Annotated in this window: 14 protein-coding genes; 3 read left to right on the forward strand and 11 right to left on the reverse strand. The window is 51.6% G+C overall.

Features of this window, described 5'->3' with window-relative positions; genetic code table 11:
* Positions 1 to 17 precede the first annotated feature (17 nt).
* Complete coding sequence (locus ACMHXH_RS07955; RefSeq protein WP_335912265.1) at positions 18 to 2432, forward strand: PilZ domain-containing protein; 2415 nt, start codon at positions 18 to 20, stop codon at positions 2430 to 2432.
* Here the strand turns inward: ACMHXH_RS07955 and ACMHXH_RS07960 are convergent.
* Both ACMHXH_RS07960 and serB read right to left on the reverse strand, forming a co-directional pair.
* Entirely contained in the window at positions 2399 to 3319 is a 921-nt protein-coding gene (locus ACMHXH_RS07960) for an alpha/beta fold hydrolase (RefSeq protein ID WP_071475597.1), read from the reverse strand. The two genes, ACMHXH_RS07955 and ACMHXH_RS07960, sit on opposite strands and share 34 nt — an antisense overlap.
* Before the next feature lie 91 nt (positions 3320 to 3410).
* Positions 3411 to 4361 (reverse strand): phosphoserine phosphatase SerB, encoded by a 951-nt coding sequence (serB, locus tag ACMHXH_RS07965; RefSeq protein WP_413737941.1) that lies wholly within the window; start codon positions 4359 to 4361, stop codon positions 3411 to 3413.
* Positions 4362 to 4468: 107 nt separating this feature from the next.
* Here serB and ACMHXH_RS07970 point away from each other — a divergent pair, with 107 nt between their 5' ends.
* Positions 4469 to 5563: an AhpA/YtjB family protein gene (locus ACMHXH_RS07970; RefSeq protein ID WP_335912261.1), complete on the forward strand. Its 1095-nt coding sequence runs from the start codon at positions 4469 to 4471 to the stop codon at positions 5561 to 5563.
* A gap of 106 nt (positions 5564 to 5669) precedes the next feature.
* Here the strand turns inward: ACMHXH_RS07970 and deoD are convergent, their stop codons facing one another.
* The 9 genes from deoD to ACMHXH_RS08015 form a co-directional block, all read right to left on the reverse strand.
* Positions 5670 to 6380: a purine-nucleoside phosphorylase gene (gene deoD / locus ACMHXH_RS07975; RefSeq protein WP_039033651.1), complete on the reverse strand. Its 711-nt coding sequence runs from the start codon at positions 6378 to 6380 to the stop codon at positions 5670 to 5672.
* A gap of 76 nt (positions 6381 to 6456) precedes the next feature.
* Complete coding sequence (locus ACMHXH_RS07980) at positions 6457 to 7674, reverse strand: phosphopentomutase (protein ID WP_044733933.1); 1218 nt, start codon at positions 7672 to 7674, stop codon at positions 6457 to 6459.
* A 1-nt stretch (position 7675) separates the two neighbouring features.
* Positions 7676 to 9016 (reverse strand): thymidine phosphorylase, encoded by a 1341-nt coding sequence (gene deoA / locus ACMHXH_RS07985; RefSeq protein ID WP_101094941.1) that lies wholly within the window; start codon positions 9014 to 9016, stop codon positions 7676 to 7678.
* 143 nt (positions 9017 to 9159) lie between these two features.
* Entirely contained in the window at positions 9160 to 9933 is a 774-nt protein-coding gene (gene deoC, locus ACMHXH_RS07990; protein WP_039033648.1) for a deoxyribose-phosphate aldolase, read from the reverse strand.
* A gap of 389 nt (positions 9934 to 10322) precedes the next feature.
* Entirely contained in the window at positions 10323 to 11174 is an 852-nt protein-coding gene (locus ACMHXH_RS07995; protein ID WP_071475619.1) for an outer membrane protein OmpK, read from the reverse strand.
* A 295-nt stretch (positions 11175 to 11469) separates the two neighbouring features.
* The gene (locus tag ACMHXH_RS08000; protein ID WP_071475601.1) at positions 11470 to 12765 is read right to left on the reverse strand and encodes a NupC/NupG family nucleoside CNT transporter; all 1296 of its coding nucleotides are present in this window, start codon (positions 12763 to 12765) and stop codon (positions 11470 to 11472) included.
* Positions 12766 to 12941: 176 nt separating this feature from the next.
* Positions 12942 to 13739 carry a TatD family hydrolase gene (locus tag ACMHXH_RS08005; RefSeq protein ID WP_071475620.1) on the reverse strand — a complete coding sequence of 266 codons (798 nt, stop codon included), beginning with the start codon at positions 13737 to 13739 and terminating at the stop codon, positions 12942 to 12944.
* A gap of 228 nt (positions 13740 to 13967) precedes the next feature.
* Positions 13968 to 15557, reverse strand: coding sequence for a peptide chain release factor 3 (gene prfC, locus ACMHXH_RS08010; RefSeq protein WP_248952526.1), 1590 nt, complete (start codon positions 15555 to 15557; stop codon positions 13968 to 13970).
* A 256-nt stretch (positions 15558 to 15813) separates the two neighbouring features.
* Positions 15814 to 16461, reverse strand: a complete 648-nt coding sequence (locus tag ACMHXH_RS08015) for a LexA family protein (RefSeq protein ID WP_000854920.1) — start codon at positions 16459 to 16461, stop codon at positions 15814 to 15816.
* Positions 16462 to 16578: 117 nt separating this feature from the next.
* On the opposite strand from ACMHXH_RS08015, the gene ACMHXH_RS08020 reads away from it, so the two are divergent.
* Positions 16579 to 16830, forward strand: a complete 252-nt coding sequence (locus ACMHXH_RS08020; protein ID WP_000451746.1) for a helix-turn-helix domain-containing protein — start codon at positions 16579 to 16581, stop codon at positions 16828 to 16830.
* Positions 16831 to 16863 lie beyond the last annotated feature (33 nt).

Raw genomic sequence — 16863 nt, forward strand, 5'->3', positions numbered from 1 at the left:
CTTTAAAGAGCGAGTCCATGAGCCCAGATCACCACAGCGCCCTGATTGAGCAACTCAAGCCCCTGATGATGGAGCCGGACTTTAGTGAGATCTTCTTGCAGCTCACCGCCGAAGAGTCCAACTCGACCCGCTTTCTGTTAAAGATGGAAATCCAGCGCCTGGCTTCCCCCTGTCTGAGGATCATTGATCTCAGAGACAAATCGGAACTGCCCTGCCTGGAGTATCGCTTCGCTGACCAACGCCATTATCTCGATGCCCCGGCCAAAGAGGCCTTAGATGCCGCACTGGCGCTGTACCGCAACCAGTACACAATGGGAGTATATGAACAGGTGATGGAGGCTCATCGCCAGCGTCGCCAACGACTACAGCAAACGCCCCGCAATCAGGAAGGCCAGGAGAATCCCTATCTGGTACCCGGAATCGTCCTGGGACGTTACTTCAACCGCAGTGAAGAGCGGATGAACTACAGCATCAAGATAGCGGTTTCCCAACCCGGCAGAGAAGAGTTGCGCGGCAATACCGCAGATCTTTCCGTCGGTGGCGCCAGGGTGCGCCTGCCCGCCAGACACAACTTAGATCTTAACCGGCCGCTAAGGGTCAAGCTGCTGGACCTCAGCGATGAATACTATTACCGGGATCTGCAACTCGGAGTCGACTACCAGATAGTCGATGCCCAGACAGAGCAGGACACCTGCTGGATGCGGCTAAAACGCATCGGCGGCAGTGAGCAGCTCTCCGAGCTACTTGCCAGCCTTATTCGCGGTTATAAGTTCCGTTACAAGGTGGATGTCAACGATGTACTGACAACAGCAACAGGACTGGGATTCGAGCGCCATTATCTGGCCCATCTGCCACACCTGCCGCTGTTTATCGAGCAGGACAGCCAAGGCAAGCCAACTATTGGCGCTTTGCTGCTGAGCCGGGACAATCAGGCACTGCTGCACGATTTTCTCGATGAAGCCGATATCAACCAATTGCCGGGACTGCTGAGCAAGCAGAGACTGGCGGCCATGCTCGCCGAGCCGGACAACGCCGAGCACAGATTACTGTTCAGCTTTACCTATAATGCCCGTGGTCAACTCTACTTCTACTCAGCCAGCCTCAGCGAGCTGAAAAAAAGCCGCTTGCAACCTCTGTTTCTGGGCTTTGGTGCCACCAAGGGCAGTTGGAAGGTTATCCAGGTGAGCCTGGATGCCATTGACCACCAGGGTTCCTACAAGGCCTCCATGCTCCCGGGGGATGACAGCAACTACTCGGCACTGACCGAGCAGCAACTGAGCAAATACAGCCACATATTACAGTTGATGGACGTGACCGACGAACAGGCCACCGAAGAGTATCGTCGCTGGCCATTCAAGATGGACGCCAATGAGCTCAAGCGTTTCGGCCAAGCCAAAATCACCACCAACAGTATCCGATTGGTGTCCATGTATTTCAGCGAGCGACGTCAGGAAGCCAGGTTCTCCTTCAAGACCTTGGTCAACATCAGTCAGGGAAAACAGCAATACACAGGGATCACCCACGACATTTCCAGTCGTGGCCTGCAGCTGAATCTGGATGAGAACGCGACTCTCAATCCCAAGGAGCCACTGCTGCTGAGCTTTCCCAAGCTGCAGGAACTGGCGCCCAAGGCAAAACTGCAGGCACTGCCCTACCGCTTGGTGCGCAGCCGTAAAAACGGTGTCACCCTGCATCTGGCGGCGGTGATGGGCCACACGCCTCATTCGGGCGTGGAGTTTTTGCAGCGCCTGATAGAGCAAAACCGCGAGAAATTGCAGCAACTGACAGAGAATAACTCTGAGGTCAAAGAACTGGCCGAAGGAATGAAAAACCTCTTGATGCGCAAACTGCATTCAGTGCCTTTCCTTGTGGAAAAAACCGTCAAGTCTTTCCGTTTTTCGGCGCTGGGGGTCGGCGTCGAGCCGGATGTCGTCAGCGACCTGTTCGCCAACAGCAGCGCTGAACAGTTGCAGTTCAATCTCGAACCTTTACTGCAAGACGGCCGGCTGAAGCGCGACTTTATCGGTCCGATACGGGCAATGAAGCCGCAGATGACCATGGACAGCTTCGAAGTCTTTGTGCAGTTGGTGCGCCAATCCAGCGGCCAGTTGCGGCTGCGCTGCACTGCCCGCCATGAGCTGACAGAGCGTCAGGCTCAAATAGATTTTATTCGTCAGGCGCAATCGCTCGGCAGCTTTATGGCCTTGAAAGTCTATCGCGGCGCTGCCGGTAAACCGGATCTGGGCTATATCCGCCGCGAGCTGGAATATATAGGTGTCCATGCCAAGCACAAGGCCAAGAAGCTCGAAGAGATGCTATGGCGGGTCGTGGGCGTCGGCGAGTTTTTGGAGATCACCAGCGAGGTATTGCTGCGCTACCCGGAACTGAACCCTGAAGCTCAATCACTGACGCTGGAAAGCTCAAAGCCCTGATACCAGGCAAGCACCTTGTTGAAATGATCGGTCGGAGCATCCACATGGGTCAGCATATCCGCATGACCATAGTCGTGGCGATTGCCGTTTTCCCGTGACAGCAAGGTAAAGCGACTATTCTGCAAGCCGCATTCGGCCATCATATCCAACACATCTTCCGGGTTGCCGAGCACAGTGTCATTCTGTCCGGCGATAAACCAACTCTTGGGCCAAGTGGCTTTGGCGGCAGCCTGGCCATAGTCAAAACCATCGTCATGATCTATCCAATCTCCGCGCACCCAATCTATGCTCTGCTGCAACGAAGCCCGGCTCTCGTTATCCATACCCATGCGCCACTTGTCGGCCGCAAGATAGCCGTGACCGGCGGCAATCCCGGGAGCCAGGCGGTTCCAAACCAGATCCACCATCAACCACTTTTTCAGTGACCTGACTCTTATGGTGCGCTTGCTGCCAAAGGTAAGCAGTGATGCCACCGAGGCTTGCAGCTCAGGAAACCGGGCCAGGGCACTGGCCATCAGCACCCCGCCCCAGGAATGGGCGCACCAATGCAGCTTGTCCAGCGACTCGGCTTTAAGCAGATATTGCTGCACTAGGGGCAGCTGTTCACGGATGACCTCGCCTTGCCCAAGCTCGAACCCACGCGCCAGCTTAGGCGTGCTGAGGCCACGACCTGCACTATCCATTACATAGACGGTAAAGCCCGCCTGAGCCAGAAACGGCGCCAGACCTCGACCTCTGCTGCTATAAAATACCCGGCCGTTGGACATGGCACCATGCAACATCAAAATCGGGATCTGATGCCGAAAACCGGCAGCGGGAGAAATTTTGCGAAGGTGCAGCTCACCATTGCGATAAGGCAGAAAGATTGATTGCTGTACAGTTTCCATGAATTGTGTCGTCACCGGGTTCTATAGCAGAAGCTAATAAAACCCGGTCATAAAAACAAGAGCAATCACTCTAGTTCTAACGGTTGACGCTTCAGCGCCCTTGCAGCAAGAAAGGTAATGCCTGCAGGCCCAGCTTATTGATCTTCGCCGCAGCCGCCGCAGCCAGCTTAGGTTTGGCATGATAAGCAATACCAAAATCGGCTGCCTGCACCATGGGGATGTCGTTGGCGCCATCGCCTATAGCCAACCTTTGCCCGGCAGCTATCTGCCACTGCCCGGCGCATTTTGTCACCACATCGGCCTTGAAGGCGGCATCCACTACCTGACCGCGAACCTCGCCGAGCAACCTGCCATCGCTTATCACCAACTCGTTGGCAAAGGCGGCATCCAACCCAAGCAACTGCTGCAGATGACCAACAAAGGGAGTAAAACCACCTGAGGCTACCACAGTGCGCCAGCCATGGGACTTGAGCTCGGCTATCATGCTCTCAAGCCCTGGACTCAGGGGCAAGCGGGCACAGAGATCATCAATAATACTTTGGTCGGCGCCCTTGAGCTTGGCCACCCTCTGGCGCAGGCTTTGTTCAAAGTCCAGCTCTCCCTGCATCGCCCGTTCGGTCACTTGTGCCACCTCGGCGCCCACGCCGGCAGCGGCCGCCAATTCATCGATACACTCAATGGTAATCGCGGTCGAGTCCATATCCATCACCAACAGGCCTGGAGTAGAAAGCTCAGGTAAATTCGCTGTCGCGGCTATGGGCAGGTAATCCAGCTCGCCAATTGACTCAAGACGTTGCAACATGGCTTGACAGGGGCTGGTTTCGAGTTGTAACTCAAGCCCATACAAGGATTGCTCGCGCTGCAAAATTGCCACCGCCCTCGGTGCCAGCTCAAGAAGCAAGTCGGCAACAGCAGCCGCGGCCTTTTCACTGAAGATCAACCGCAGTCGCTCGCCTTGAGCGTGTAGCCCTTCCTTGAATGCCGGCCAAGTGTGCTGCTGCAGACTCAAGGTATAGACGCCATCTTGACGCTGACTGGCCAACAGGGGAAAAGGTAAGACTGACTCCATGGTCACTGCTCTCCGGCTATCGGGCATACCCATAATCCATTATGATTAGGGAAACACCGAATTGATTAAGGGACAAAGTATTGTTGTTCAAGGGCCTTAAAAAAAGCCAGAAGATCAGCAGACTGCTGCAGATCGCCATAGCCGTCACTCTGCTGGTCGGCCTGGTCCAGCTGTGGCAGACAAGCCTACTACAAGGGCAGCGGCTTCTGAAGACCCAAACCCAAAAGATGGCCAGATTATTGGTGCAACAAACAGCCTACGGTGCCGCCCCGGCGCTGCAACTGCAAAATGATGAGCAGTTGCAGTGGCTCGCCAGCGCATTGGTGGAAGATCCCAAGGTGATGGCGGCGACTATCTACAGTGAGGATGGCCAGCGCTTATCCTTTGCCCAGGACGTCAGCCCCGAATTGTTGGAGCCGGATTCCCCGGAACTGGATGATCTGCTGGCGCCCTATCCCCCTTATGTCGAGCCGGTGATCCAGCAAGGTAACAACCTGGGGTTTGTCGAAGTCAGGTTGGATCCCAAGCTGTTTTTCAATGAGATCCAGGAAGCCCACCAGCTGAATATGGAGCAGCAGCAACTGATGCTGATAGTCGCGGGCTTTATCGGCCTGCTATTATCACGGGCCTTGTCGTTCAAACGCGCCGACTTTGACCGCCGCCGCACCCGGGTCAAACGCAGGCGTAAAAAGCTCAAGCAGCAAGACAAAGCAGCCGCCAAGGAAGCCTTGGATACTGAACTGATTGCCACCGAAAGCCAAGATTCAGCCCCGGATACAGGCGAATCCCAGACAGAGCTTGCCGCTGAATTCAACACCAATACGTCTCCCAAACAGGCTGAACAGCCCGCCAAAGCATCGGCCACAAAGGCTGCCAGGCCAGAGCTCTCAGAGGTAAACACCGAATCTGGGATTGGCAATAAAACAGGGGAAAAAATCCAAACAGAAACAGGCTCTGAAACTTCAGCATCCCCAATTGACCCAAGTAACCAAAGAGACCAAAGAGACCAAAGCGAAGCCAAGCAAGCCAAGCAAGCCAAGCAAGCCAAGCAAGCCAGCGATAGCCTGAACCCGGATCCTATCGATACGGACAATCCCCGCAGTAAACGTCCCAGGACAGAAGTAGCCCCCAAACGGGAGCCTCAAACTGCAGAAGCAAACAAAAAGAACAACTAGCCCAAGAGCTAGCTTCTGCTACAGAGCTGCGCTCCAGGAATAAGCGAAAAGGCTTAAACAATAAGGGCTCCCGAGGGAGCCCTTATGATGTCAGTTAGCTACCGGATTACAGGGTAATCGCGGCGTCCAGCGTCATGACGATCATATCGTTGAAAGTGGTTTGACGCTCATCAGAGCTGGTCTTCTCACCGGTACGGATATGGTCGGAGACAGTTACCACGCAAAGAGCGCGGGCACCGAATTCATGGGCAACACCGTAGAGACCGGCAGCTTCCATTTCCACACCCAGTACCCCCATCTTTTCCATCACGTCGAACATCTCAGGATCCGGAGTGTAGAAGAGATCGGCAGAGAACACGTTACCTACACGAATTTTGGTACCGTGAGCCTTGGCTGAGTCAACCACGGCGCTCATCAGCTCATAGTTGGCGATAGCGGCAAAGTCCTGGCCCTTGAAACGCAGACGGTTTACCTGAGAATCGGTACAGGCGCCCATGCCGATGATCACATCGCGCACTTTCACGTCAGTACTGATTGCACCACAGGTGCCCACACGGATCAGGTTCTTGACACCATAGTCCTTGATAAGCTCAGTGGCATAAATGGAGCAGGAAGGGATACCCATACCTGAACCCATCACAGAGATACGCTTACCTTTGTAAGTACCGGTAAAACCAAGCATGTTACGTACATCGGTAACCTGCTCTACGTTTTCCAGAAAGGTTTCGGCAATGTACTTGGCCCGCAGTGGATCGCCAGGGAAAAGTACGGTTTCAGCGAATGCGCCGTCAACTGCATTGATATGTGGTGTTGCCATCGAAATAACCCCGTTAGTTTTATAAAGACTCAAGTCTGTTTATTAAAGACGGCTCCGGCGAGGGAGCCAAATCTTGTCAGCGAATAAATGATTCGCCGTATTCCATTGGTTCCAGCTTGAAGTAGCTGGCAATGGATTGGCCGATATCGGCAAAGCTCTTGCGACGCCCCAACGAGCCGGCACTCAAACCTGCGCCATAAGCCAGAACCGGCACATGTTCGCGGGTATGATCTGTGCCTTCCCAGGTAGGATCGCAACCATGGTCTGCGGTCAGGATAAGCAAGTCATCCTTATTCAGCAGTGCCAGGATTTCAGGCAATCTTGCATCGAAGTATTCCAGTCCCCGAGCATAACCTGCCACGTCGCGGCGGTGACCATAATGGGAGTCGAAATCCACGAAGTTGGTGAAGACTATGGTATTGTCACCGGCAGCCTTGACCTGCTCCAGTGTAGCATCAAACAAGGCTTCCAGGCCCGAGGCCTTAACCTTGCTGGTGATACCGCAGTGGGCATAAATATCGGAAATTTTACCGACACTGACCACTTGGCCGCCGGCGGCTTTGAGCTTATCCAGCACAGTTTTCGCCGGTGGCTCTACCGCGTAGTCACGGCGATTGCCGGTGCGGGCAAAATCGGCGGCGCCGCTGCCAACAAAAGGTCGCGCTATGACTCGGCCGATATTATATGGCTCAAGCTCTTCACGGGCGATTTCACACAAACGGTAGAGGTTCTCCAGGCCGAAACTCTCTTCATGACAGGCAATCTGAAACACAGAGTCAGCCGAAGTATAGAAGATGGGCAGGCCGGAACGCATATGTTCTTCACCCAACTCTTCAAGAATCGCAGTTCCGGATGCGTGACAATTACCGAGGAAACCGCCAAGGCCGGCGCGCGCCAGGATCTTATCGGTCAACTCTTTGGGGAACGAGTTTTGCTTGTCGCTGAAATAGCCCCAATCAAACAGCACGGGAACACCGGCCATTTCCCAGTGACCACTAGGGGTATCCTTGCCTGAGCTCAGTTCTTCGGCATGGCCATAGGCGCCTATCAGCTCGACATCGGCGTCAAAGCCGGGGGCAAACTGACCTGTGCTTTCCATGGCGGCATGTGCCAACCCCAGACGGCTCAGATTGGGTAACTTCAGCGGCCCTTCACGGCCATCATTGGCACGCCCTTCGGCACACTCTTTGGCGATATGACCAAAGGTATCTGAACCCAGGTCTCCAAACTTGGCAGCATCACCGGCTGCACCGACGCCGAAGGAATCCAGCATTAAAATAATGGTACGTTTCATACTACTTCTCCTGGAGATCGGCGGCGCGGATGGCGCGATAAATCTCCGGTGTTTTCTCAGGGGCGCTGTCGCCAATGACTATGGCTCGGCGCACAGCGGCAGCGGCTTCTTCGAAGGCGCTTTCTGACTGGGCATGCACCATTGCCAGCGGCTTGTCGGCATTGATTTCATGTCCCAGGGCACAAACCTGTGTCAGGCCGACGCTGTAATCCAGGGCATCACCAGGCTTACGACGACCACCACCCAAAGTGACCACAGCCAAGCCGAGTTCACGGGTATCCATACTGTAAGCAAAGCCTGAACGCTCGGCATATACAGGACGAATAATCTTGGCTTGGGGCAAATATTTTTCAGGATGCTCGACAAAATCGGCCGGGCCACCCAGTCCAGAAACCATACGGGCGAAGATCTCGGCGGCCTTGCCATTATCCAGCACGGCGTTGAGCTTACTGCGGGCCTCGGCCTCATTGGCGGCAAGGCCACCGAGCAGCAACATCTCACTGCAAAGTCCCATGGTGACTTCGTAAAGGCGCGGATTACGATATTTGCCGGTAAGGAAGTTCACCGCCTCAAGCACTTCGACCGCGTTCCCGGCGCAGGAGGCCAACACCTGGTTCATATCTGTCAGCAGCGCCGTGGTCTTGGTACCTGCACCATTGGCAACAGCAACAATAGAGCGAGCCAGCTCCTCGGATGCCTGATAAGTAGGCATAAAGGCACCGCTGCCCACTTTGACGTCCATCGCCAGCGCATCCAGGCTACAAGCCAGCTTCTTCGACAGAATAGAGGCGGTGATAAGCGGGATCGATTCGACGGTGGCCGTGTTGTCACGAATGGAATAGAAACGCTTGTCGGCAGGGACCAGATCGCCGGTTTGACCGATAATGGCCACACCGACCTCTTTAACTACCTTACGGAATAGTTCGCTGTCGGGCTCGGTCTGATAGCCGGGAATGGCGTCAAACTTATCTAGAGTACCACCTGTGTGGCCCAGACCACGACCGGAAATCATGGGAACATAACCGCCGCAGGCTGCCGCCATAGGGCCAAGCATCAGGCTGATAACATCACCCACGCCGCCTGTGCTGTGTTTGTCTATGACAGGGCCGTCGAGCTGCAGGCTATCCCAATTGAGCACAGTGCCGGAATCACGCATAGCCGTAGTCAGTGCGATGCGCTCATCCATGGTCATGTCGTTAAAATACACCGCCATCCCGAATGCAGCTATCTGACCTTCAGACACACTGTTATCGGTAATGCCTTTGACAAAGAACTGGATCTCCTCCTTGGAAAGCGCCATTTTTTCACGTTTTTTACGGATTATCTCTTGTGCCAGAAACATAATACTGCCTCCTTTCTGCTGCAACCTTGTCTATAAAAGCTGTTACAGCATTGGGGTTGGACGTCAAATGTGTAGTAATTTTATTACAGATACTAACCAAGTTTTGACGTCCCCAAATAGACTTGGATCACAATCAGCGGGGATTAGTAACCTTGAGTCGGTGCTGGTGCGTCAGCCAGTTCCAGCGTGTGCAGCAGACTGGACAGCAGGCTGGATGCACCGAAACGGAAAGTCCGGGGAGACACCCAGTCACTGCCCAGAATACGCTCGGCTACGCCAAGAAATTCAGCAGCTTGGGCGGCATCACGCACACCACCGGCGGGCTTGAAGCCTACAGCAGGATTCTTCTCACTGATAACAGTCAGCATGATTTCAGCTGCTTCAAGAGTGGCATTGACCGGCACCTTACCGGTAGAGGTTTTGATAAAGTCAGCGCCGGCATCGATAGACAGCTCAGAAGCCTTGCGAATAAGCGCCGGGTCTTTCAGCTCGCCGGATTCGATGATCACCTTCAACAGCACATCTTCACCACAGGCTTCTTTGCAAGCCTTCACCAGCTCAAAACCAACAGTTTCGTTGCCTTCCATCAGCGCACGATAAGGGAATACCACATCCACTTCATCAGCACCGTAAGCGACTGCTGCGCGAGTTTCCAGCACCGCGATAGCGATGTCATCATTACCGTGAGGGAAGTTGGTGACTGTGGCAATACGGATATCATCGGCACCCATGGCATCCAGAGTCTTGCGCGCGATAGGAATAAAACGTGGATAAATGCAGATAGCAGCGGTATGACCGGCCGGGGTATTGGCCTTATGACACAGATCAATCACCTTCTGATCAGTATCATCATCATTCAAGGTGGTCAGGTCCATCAGTTGGATGGCGCGCTGTGCTGCTTGTTTTAAATCGCTCATAATTGCTCTCCGAGACATAAAATCAAAGGATTAAAAATCTGTCTTGGCAGCGCCAGAGGGGCTTTTGTGGTTATTGTTATGGCCGGGCCTTCGGGCGACGCCTGCATTTGACTGCAAATCATCTTTGTAGGGTATTCAACCTTGATAACGAGTATCACGACTTGAATCCTTGAAGACCGGGAAGGGGGAACTCGAGTTCCTTGCCTTGCCGCGAAAAATCCCTTTTAACGCGAGAAATCTGTCAACCTTTACATAAACAAGCTGAACCAGCTTCCGGCTATTAATCCGGGTTCATTGAACCCAATTCACTATAGCTCAGGCTTAGGTAAAGATTAAGTCAGAGCAAAATAAAAACGGGGGTGACCCAATTGGGTCACCCCCATCAGAACTTAGAACTTGTAGGTCGCGCTCAGGTAGTGAGACCAACCTGTAGATTCCAGAGCCAGAGCACCGGCACCATCTTCAATCAGGTATACGTCTTTAAAGCCTTTCAGGCCATAACCCAGAGCGTAACGGTCTGAATGCCAGTACAGACCGAAGAATACGTTACCACCATTGGTAGATGTTGGTACGAAAGCTGTCTTGTTTTCGTCAGCACCGAACTGGTAGTCGATGTAGCCCTGGAATGACAGGAAGCTCTTGTTGTCGAAGAAGTAGAAAGGCTTGAACCAGTTCATGGAGAACTGATAACCGTTCCATTCTTTGTTGTTCAGGTCGTAGTATCCATACAGGTTCATGCCGGTTTTGCCCAGCCATGGCACCATAACGTCAGCACCCACACCCCAGAAAGAGCTGTTTACACCTGTACCATCACCGTCGTTAATCAGACCGTCCCAGTTAAACAGAGTAGAGAAGTAAACTTCTTGAATTGGACCGAATGACAGATCTTTACCAAATACGGCATCCAAGGAGATACGTGGTGCAAATTTCATGAACAGCTTGCTGCTGCCTGAACCTGGGTTCTTGTCACCGTCGTTGGTGTACTGGTTACCCAGGTTAAACACGTCAACATAACCGTACAGGTCAAAGATACCGGAACGACCACCGAATTCCATTTCCAGGTAGTTGTGCTGATCACCTGTAGCTGGGTTATCGGGCTTCTCACCGATAGAATACATCAGGTTGAACTGCATCCACTTGTAATCACTGCCGTGCAGATCAGAACGATCAGCGGCGTAAGCATTGCCTGACATGGCGGCGACCGCGGTAGCGGCTAAAGCTAAAGTTTTAACGTTTTTCATCATCAACCCCATTCATCTTTGGTTCTCGCCACCCTCTTGGAGCGGCATTCTTTTAATTGGCGCCCGCATTCTACCTTCTCCGTCCAAAACTACAAGAAAGACAAAAATAAAATGCGAACACTTAATTTTATATTTGAACAAAAGTACCCATTTCACTCACTTGCCAGAAATATCTGCACTCTTGTCCTGCTCATCTTGCCAACCATAGATAGGCATATGAGCCAAGCAAAGCTAATTTGGAAATCGATTGGGTTAACAAGAGGCCTGCGAATTCAGGCCTCTGTTCACTACCGTCTTACAGTGCCAGGAACAAACCGGCCAGAGTCGCACTCATCAAGTTAGCCAGAGAACCGGCAACCACAGCGCGCAGACCCAGTTTAGCCAGATCGTGACGACGATTTGGTGCCATGGCACCCAAACCGCCCAGCAGAATTGCGATGGAAGACAGGTTAGCAAAGCCACACAGAGCGAAAGAGACAATCGCCATTGTACGGGCTGTCATTGGCGCCTGAGTTTCAGCCACACACATAGGCAACTCTTTAGTGACGTCAGCGGCTACTGTAGTACAAGCCATAGCAGCATCATGGATGTAGGGTGCAAAGTTCATGTAAGCCACAAACTCGTTGACCACTATCTTCTGACCGATGAAAGAACCTGCAATCATGGCTTCATTCCAAGGCACACCAATGAGGTAAGCCAGCGGCATGAAGATATAACCCAGGATCAGTTCCAAGGTCAGGTTTTCCATGCCGAACCAACCGCCGATACCACCAATGATACCGTTGATCATGGCAATCAAACCGATGAAGGCCAGCAGCATAGCACCAACGTTCAGCGCCAGGTGCATACCGGAAGAAGCACCGGCTGCAGCAGCATCAAGCACGTTGGCTGGCTTGTCAGGATCGTCCGGCAGTTCATCCATGTCGTTCTTGGCAGTTTCTGTCTCTGGGTGCATCAGTTTGGCCATCAACAAGCCACCTGGAGCGGCCATGAAAGATGCCGCAACCAGATACTGGATCGGTACACCCATCTGCGCGTAACCTGCCAGAACAGAACCCGCGATAGATGCCAGACCACCGACCATAATGGCGAACAGCTCAGATTGAGTCATGGTAGGAATGAAGGGACGAACCACCAGAGGTGCTTCGGTCTGACCCACGAAGATATTGGCAGTGGCAGACATAGACTCGGTACGGCTGGTACCCAGGGCCTTCTGCAAGGCGCCGCCTATGATGCGGATAATCCACTGCATGATGCCCAGATAATAGAGCACAGCGATCAGAGAAGAGAAGAACACTATGATTGGCAGCACGTTTACTGCGAAGATAAAGCCGACCTTAAAGTTAGCCAAATCACCAAACAGGAAACCGATACCATTTTGTGCATAACCGATAACACTGGAAACAGCGTCGGAGATACTTTTCAGGATATCTTTACCGACCGGCACATACAGCACAAAGCCACCGAAAGCGGCCTGAATCGCCAGTGCACCACCGACTGTTCTAAGATTGATTGCTTTCTTGTTGTTGGACAACAAGAAACCAATCGCGAGTAGGGTGACCACCCCTACCAAGCTCATAAGTATATTCATTAACCATCACCCTATTGTTAACGCTTTTTAATTATGTTGTTAACCAACCTTTTTCCGAGCAAGATTATACCCGACCTCCGGGGCAAAATCGTCGTTTTGATCAAGTTTTTGAAGTTAATTTTCAAAAGTTTAGTCACCGCATGTAATGCGAGTTACACCTGTTCCATTAAAAAAAACTAAAGCTCAAATAGTTGCATTAGATTCTGTTGGAGGTGTTCTGATATTAGAACATTGCTGTTTTTCTGCAAATTCGCCATTTCGGCTATTATTTGTACCAGCGTCAGAGGGGTATTGCGCTTTTCCGGCAGGAAATGAGGTGCCATTGAGGGGGAATCCGTCTCGATCAAGAGCGCATCCAGAGGTAATTTGCTAACTGTGTCACGTAACTTTTTTGCGTTTTTATTCAGCAATAAGCCACCAATCCCCAATTTGAAACCCAGTTCCAGATAAGCGATTGCTGTTTCATAGGAGCCGTTGAATGCATGAACCACTCCGCCCCGCGGCAGTGAATACTGTTTCAGCATACCCAAGAGTTCATTATGGGTCTTCACCGAATGTAATATCAGTGGCAGCTTCAACTCCGACGCCAAGGCCAACTGCCCATCAAGCACTCGGTATTGTAAATTCCAAGGGACATGCGCCGGGTTATCTGGTGTAAGCTCTGCCTTGGGTTTATCCAAACCACACTCGCCAATTCCCACCATCAAAGAGTCATTCGCCGTTATGAGCTCGGTTCTCAGTGCGGCAAGGGATTGATCACATTCAATGAGGGTTTTCGGGCAATACCAGGGATGGATCCCCAAGGTATAAGGCAGTTGCAGTTGGTGAGCAATCGCTTTCTGTTTTGACCAATGTTCACGGCTAACACCGGGAATTATGGCCCCACCAATACCGGCAGCCTTCATCGCGGCTATGAGGGCTTGCCTGTCATGATCAAACTCACTGAAATCCAGATGAGCATGGGAGTCAAAGATCATGTTGTTTTCCTTCTTTTTGTTCGTCTGCCAGAGGATCTTCCTGCTCACGTTTCTTTAATGGCGGATCGCTGAGCCTTGGCATACAACAACGGCGACTATCTTCGGTTAACCCCAAGCTGTCGCAAAAACGGATGTAACTTTTCCAGCATTTTTGAATAAAAAACATCAGAAGATCTCTCAACAACATCCCAATAAAAAAGGTGGAGCAAGCTCCACCTTTATGATTTAGTGTTCCCGGGTTTTGGCAAACTCAATATCCGGATAGCGCTCCATGGACAAATTAAGATTAACCATGGTCGGAGCGATATAAGTCAGGTTATCACCGCCATCCAATGCCAGATTGGTGGAGCACTTACGTTGGAACTCTTCCAACTTACGGGCATCATCACAGTAGACCCAACGCGCGGTTGCCACGTTTATAGCCTCATAGATGGCTTCCACGTTGTATTCCGATTTGAGTCTGGCGACCACCACTTCAAACTGCAGTACCCCAACAGCCCCTACGATCAAATCATTGGTATCCAGAGGACGAAAAACCTGTACAGCCCCTTCTTCCGAGAGTTGCACCAGGCCTTTGAGCAGCTGTTTCTGCTTCAGCGGATCTTTAAGACGAATACGACGGAACATTTCCGGTGCAAAGTTGGGGATCCCGGAAAACTTCAACTCTTCACCTTGGGTAAAGGTATCGCCAATCTGAATGGTGCCATGATTGTGCAAACCTATAATATCGCCGGCGTAAGCTTCGGCGGCGCGCTCACGGTCACCGGCCATAAAAGTAACCGCATCTGAGATACTGATAGTTTTCCCTAAGCGGACATGCTTCATCTTCATGCCCTGGGTATATTTACCGGAAACGATACGCATAAAGGCGATACGGTCTCTGTGTTTGGGATCCATGTTTGCCTGGATCTTGAATACGAAACCGGAAAACTTCTCTTCTCCGGCTTCGACCAGACGCTCGGTGGTCTGCCTAGGCATAGGTTTGGGAGCCCAAGCGGTCAAGCCATCGAGCATATGGTCGACCCCAAAGTTACCCAAGGCGGTACCGAAGAACACAGGTGTCAGCTCACCACTCAAGAATAGTTCAAGATCAAATTCATTGGAGGCGCCGGTTACCAACTCCATCTCGTCACGTAGCTGTGTTGCAAGGTCGCTGCCAACGGCTTCATCCAGCTCAGGGTTATCCAACCCTTTAACTATCCGCACTTCCTGAATGGTGTGACCGTGACCTGTCTGATACAGAATGGTTTCATCGCGGTGAATATGGTAAACGCCTTTGAAAGACTTACCACAACCTATGGGCCAACTGACCGGAGCACAGAGAATATCGAGCTCGTTTTCCACTTCATCGAGCAATTCCATCGGATCGCGGATATCCCGGTCAAGCTTGTTCATGAAGGTGACGATCGGGGTGTCACGCAGCCGAGTCACTTCCATCAACTTACGGGTTCTGTCCTCAACCCCTTTGGCAGCATCGATAACCATAAGGCAGGAGTCCACCGCTGTCAGGGTACGGTAGGTATCCTCAGAGAAGTCTTCGTGACCTGGGGTATCCAGCAGGTTAACCAAGCAGTCGTTGTAAGGAAACTGCATTACAGAAGTCGTGACCGAGATCCCCCGCTCCTTTTCCATCTCCATCCAGTCAGATTTCGCATGCTGAGACGAGCCACGGCCTTTTACTGTACCGGCAGATTGAATGGCGCGGCCATGAAGCAAGACTTTTTCTGTGATGGTGGTTTTACCCGCATCCGGGTGAGAGATGATAGCAAAGGTCCTTCTCTTATTGATTTCATTAAGAAAATCTTGGTTTGCCATGTATAAATTCTTTTAGTTTGTACACGGATTTGTACACACTTTTGGAAGTACTCTCTTTTCAGTTCTTCGCTTGTCAAATCCGTCGTGTTAATCGTAATTGGCCGCTATTTTCGCTGATCTTGACTTTATAAACAATCAATGGTCATCTAATCGGTTACCATTTACTCTCAGCGTGCGCCAATGCTCAGTTGTAGCTGTTTGCAATCGTTGCTTCTTCAGCTCATGAACAACTGTGGCTAAACCACAAATTCCTTCGCTACCAGAAATCGATGATAGCTTGTCGTACTACACCAATGATGGTGCAGTTGCCGTTGATCGGTATTGCCGGGTATTGGGGGTTCAAAGGTTTTAGGTACTTCTGTTCACCATCAATAACCAACTGCTTAAAGGTTGCTTCTTTCGAATCATCCAAACGCGCAACAACCAATGAACCTGAAGAGTAAGGTAACTCAGGATCAACAACGATCACTGCTCCCTCAGGTATGGATTTTTTTCCGCTTGGATTTTCCATACTGTCGCCTTTTACGCGAAGTGCGAAACAACCCTCATGTGCTTTCCCTGTGACTTCACGCCACTCTTCAGCATCTTCATGGGCAAATCCCTCCGCTATTTCAGTCCAATCACCGGCCTGAACCCAGTTAATGAGAGGAATTCTTCCCTTAATGTCAGGCCCAACTTCTACATTACCGACCCCCAAGCCAATCTCGCCATCACCTGTGGCGAGCCAATGAGCATTCACGCGAAGCGCTTCCGCGATCTGCATGGTGTAACGAGACCTAGCCGATTTACCAGAGCAAATCTGGCTGATCGACTGCTGTTTGATACCAATGCGGCGAGCCAACTCAGACTGAGTCACCCCAGTAAGCTGCAAGGCATGGTTTAGTCGTTCGGATAAAGTTTTCATAAGCCCGTATTCTACAAATAAAACTGTAGCCTTTCAACAATTTTAACTGTTGACTAATCTACAGTTTAAACTGTAACATTCAATCTTGTAACAGTTATTATTGTAACAGGAGACGGTATGGAAGTGTTCAACACAACACAAAAACATCTCCGCCGTGCCATTGACTTGGTCGGCGGGCAATCAGCATTAGCACGAGCCATCAACTCAAAACAGCAAAACGTCTGGTTTTGGTTGAATAAATCAGGGCGTGTTCCCGCTGAATTCGTTTTACCCATCGAACAAGCTACGCAAGGACAGGTAACCCGATCTCAGTTAAGACCGGACATCTATCCCGAATGCCCAAGCGAGCTGAAAGCCAGTAACCAGTAGGATTAAGGGCAAATAATGGTCAGCATTTTACGT

Origin of the sequence: Shewanella sp. BJSY2023SW001 (assembly GCF_047314685.1) — a bacterium.
GTDB lineage: Bacteria > Pseudomonadota > Gammaproteobacteria > Enterobacterales > Shewanellaceae > Shewanella > Shewanella indica.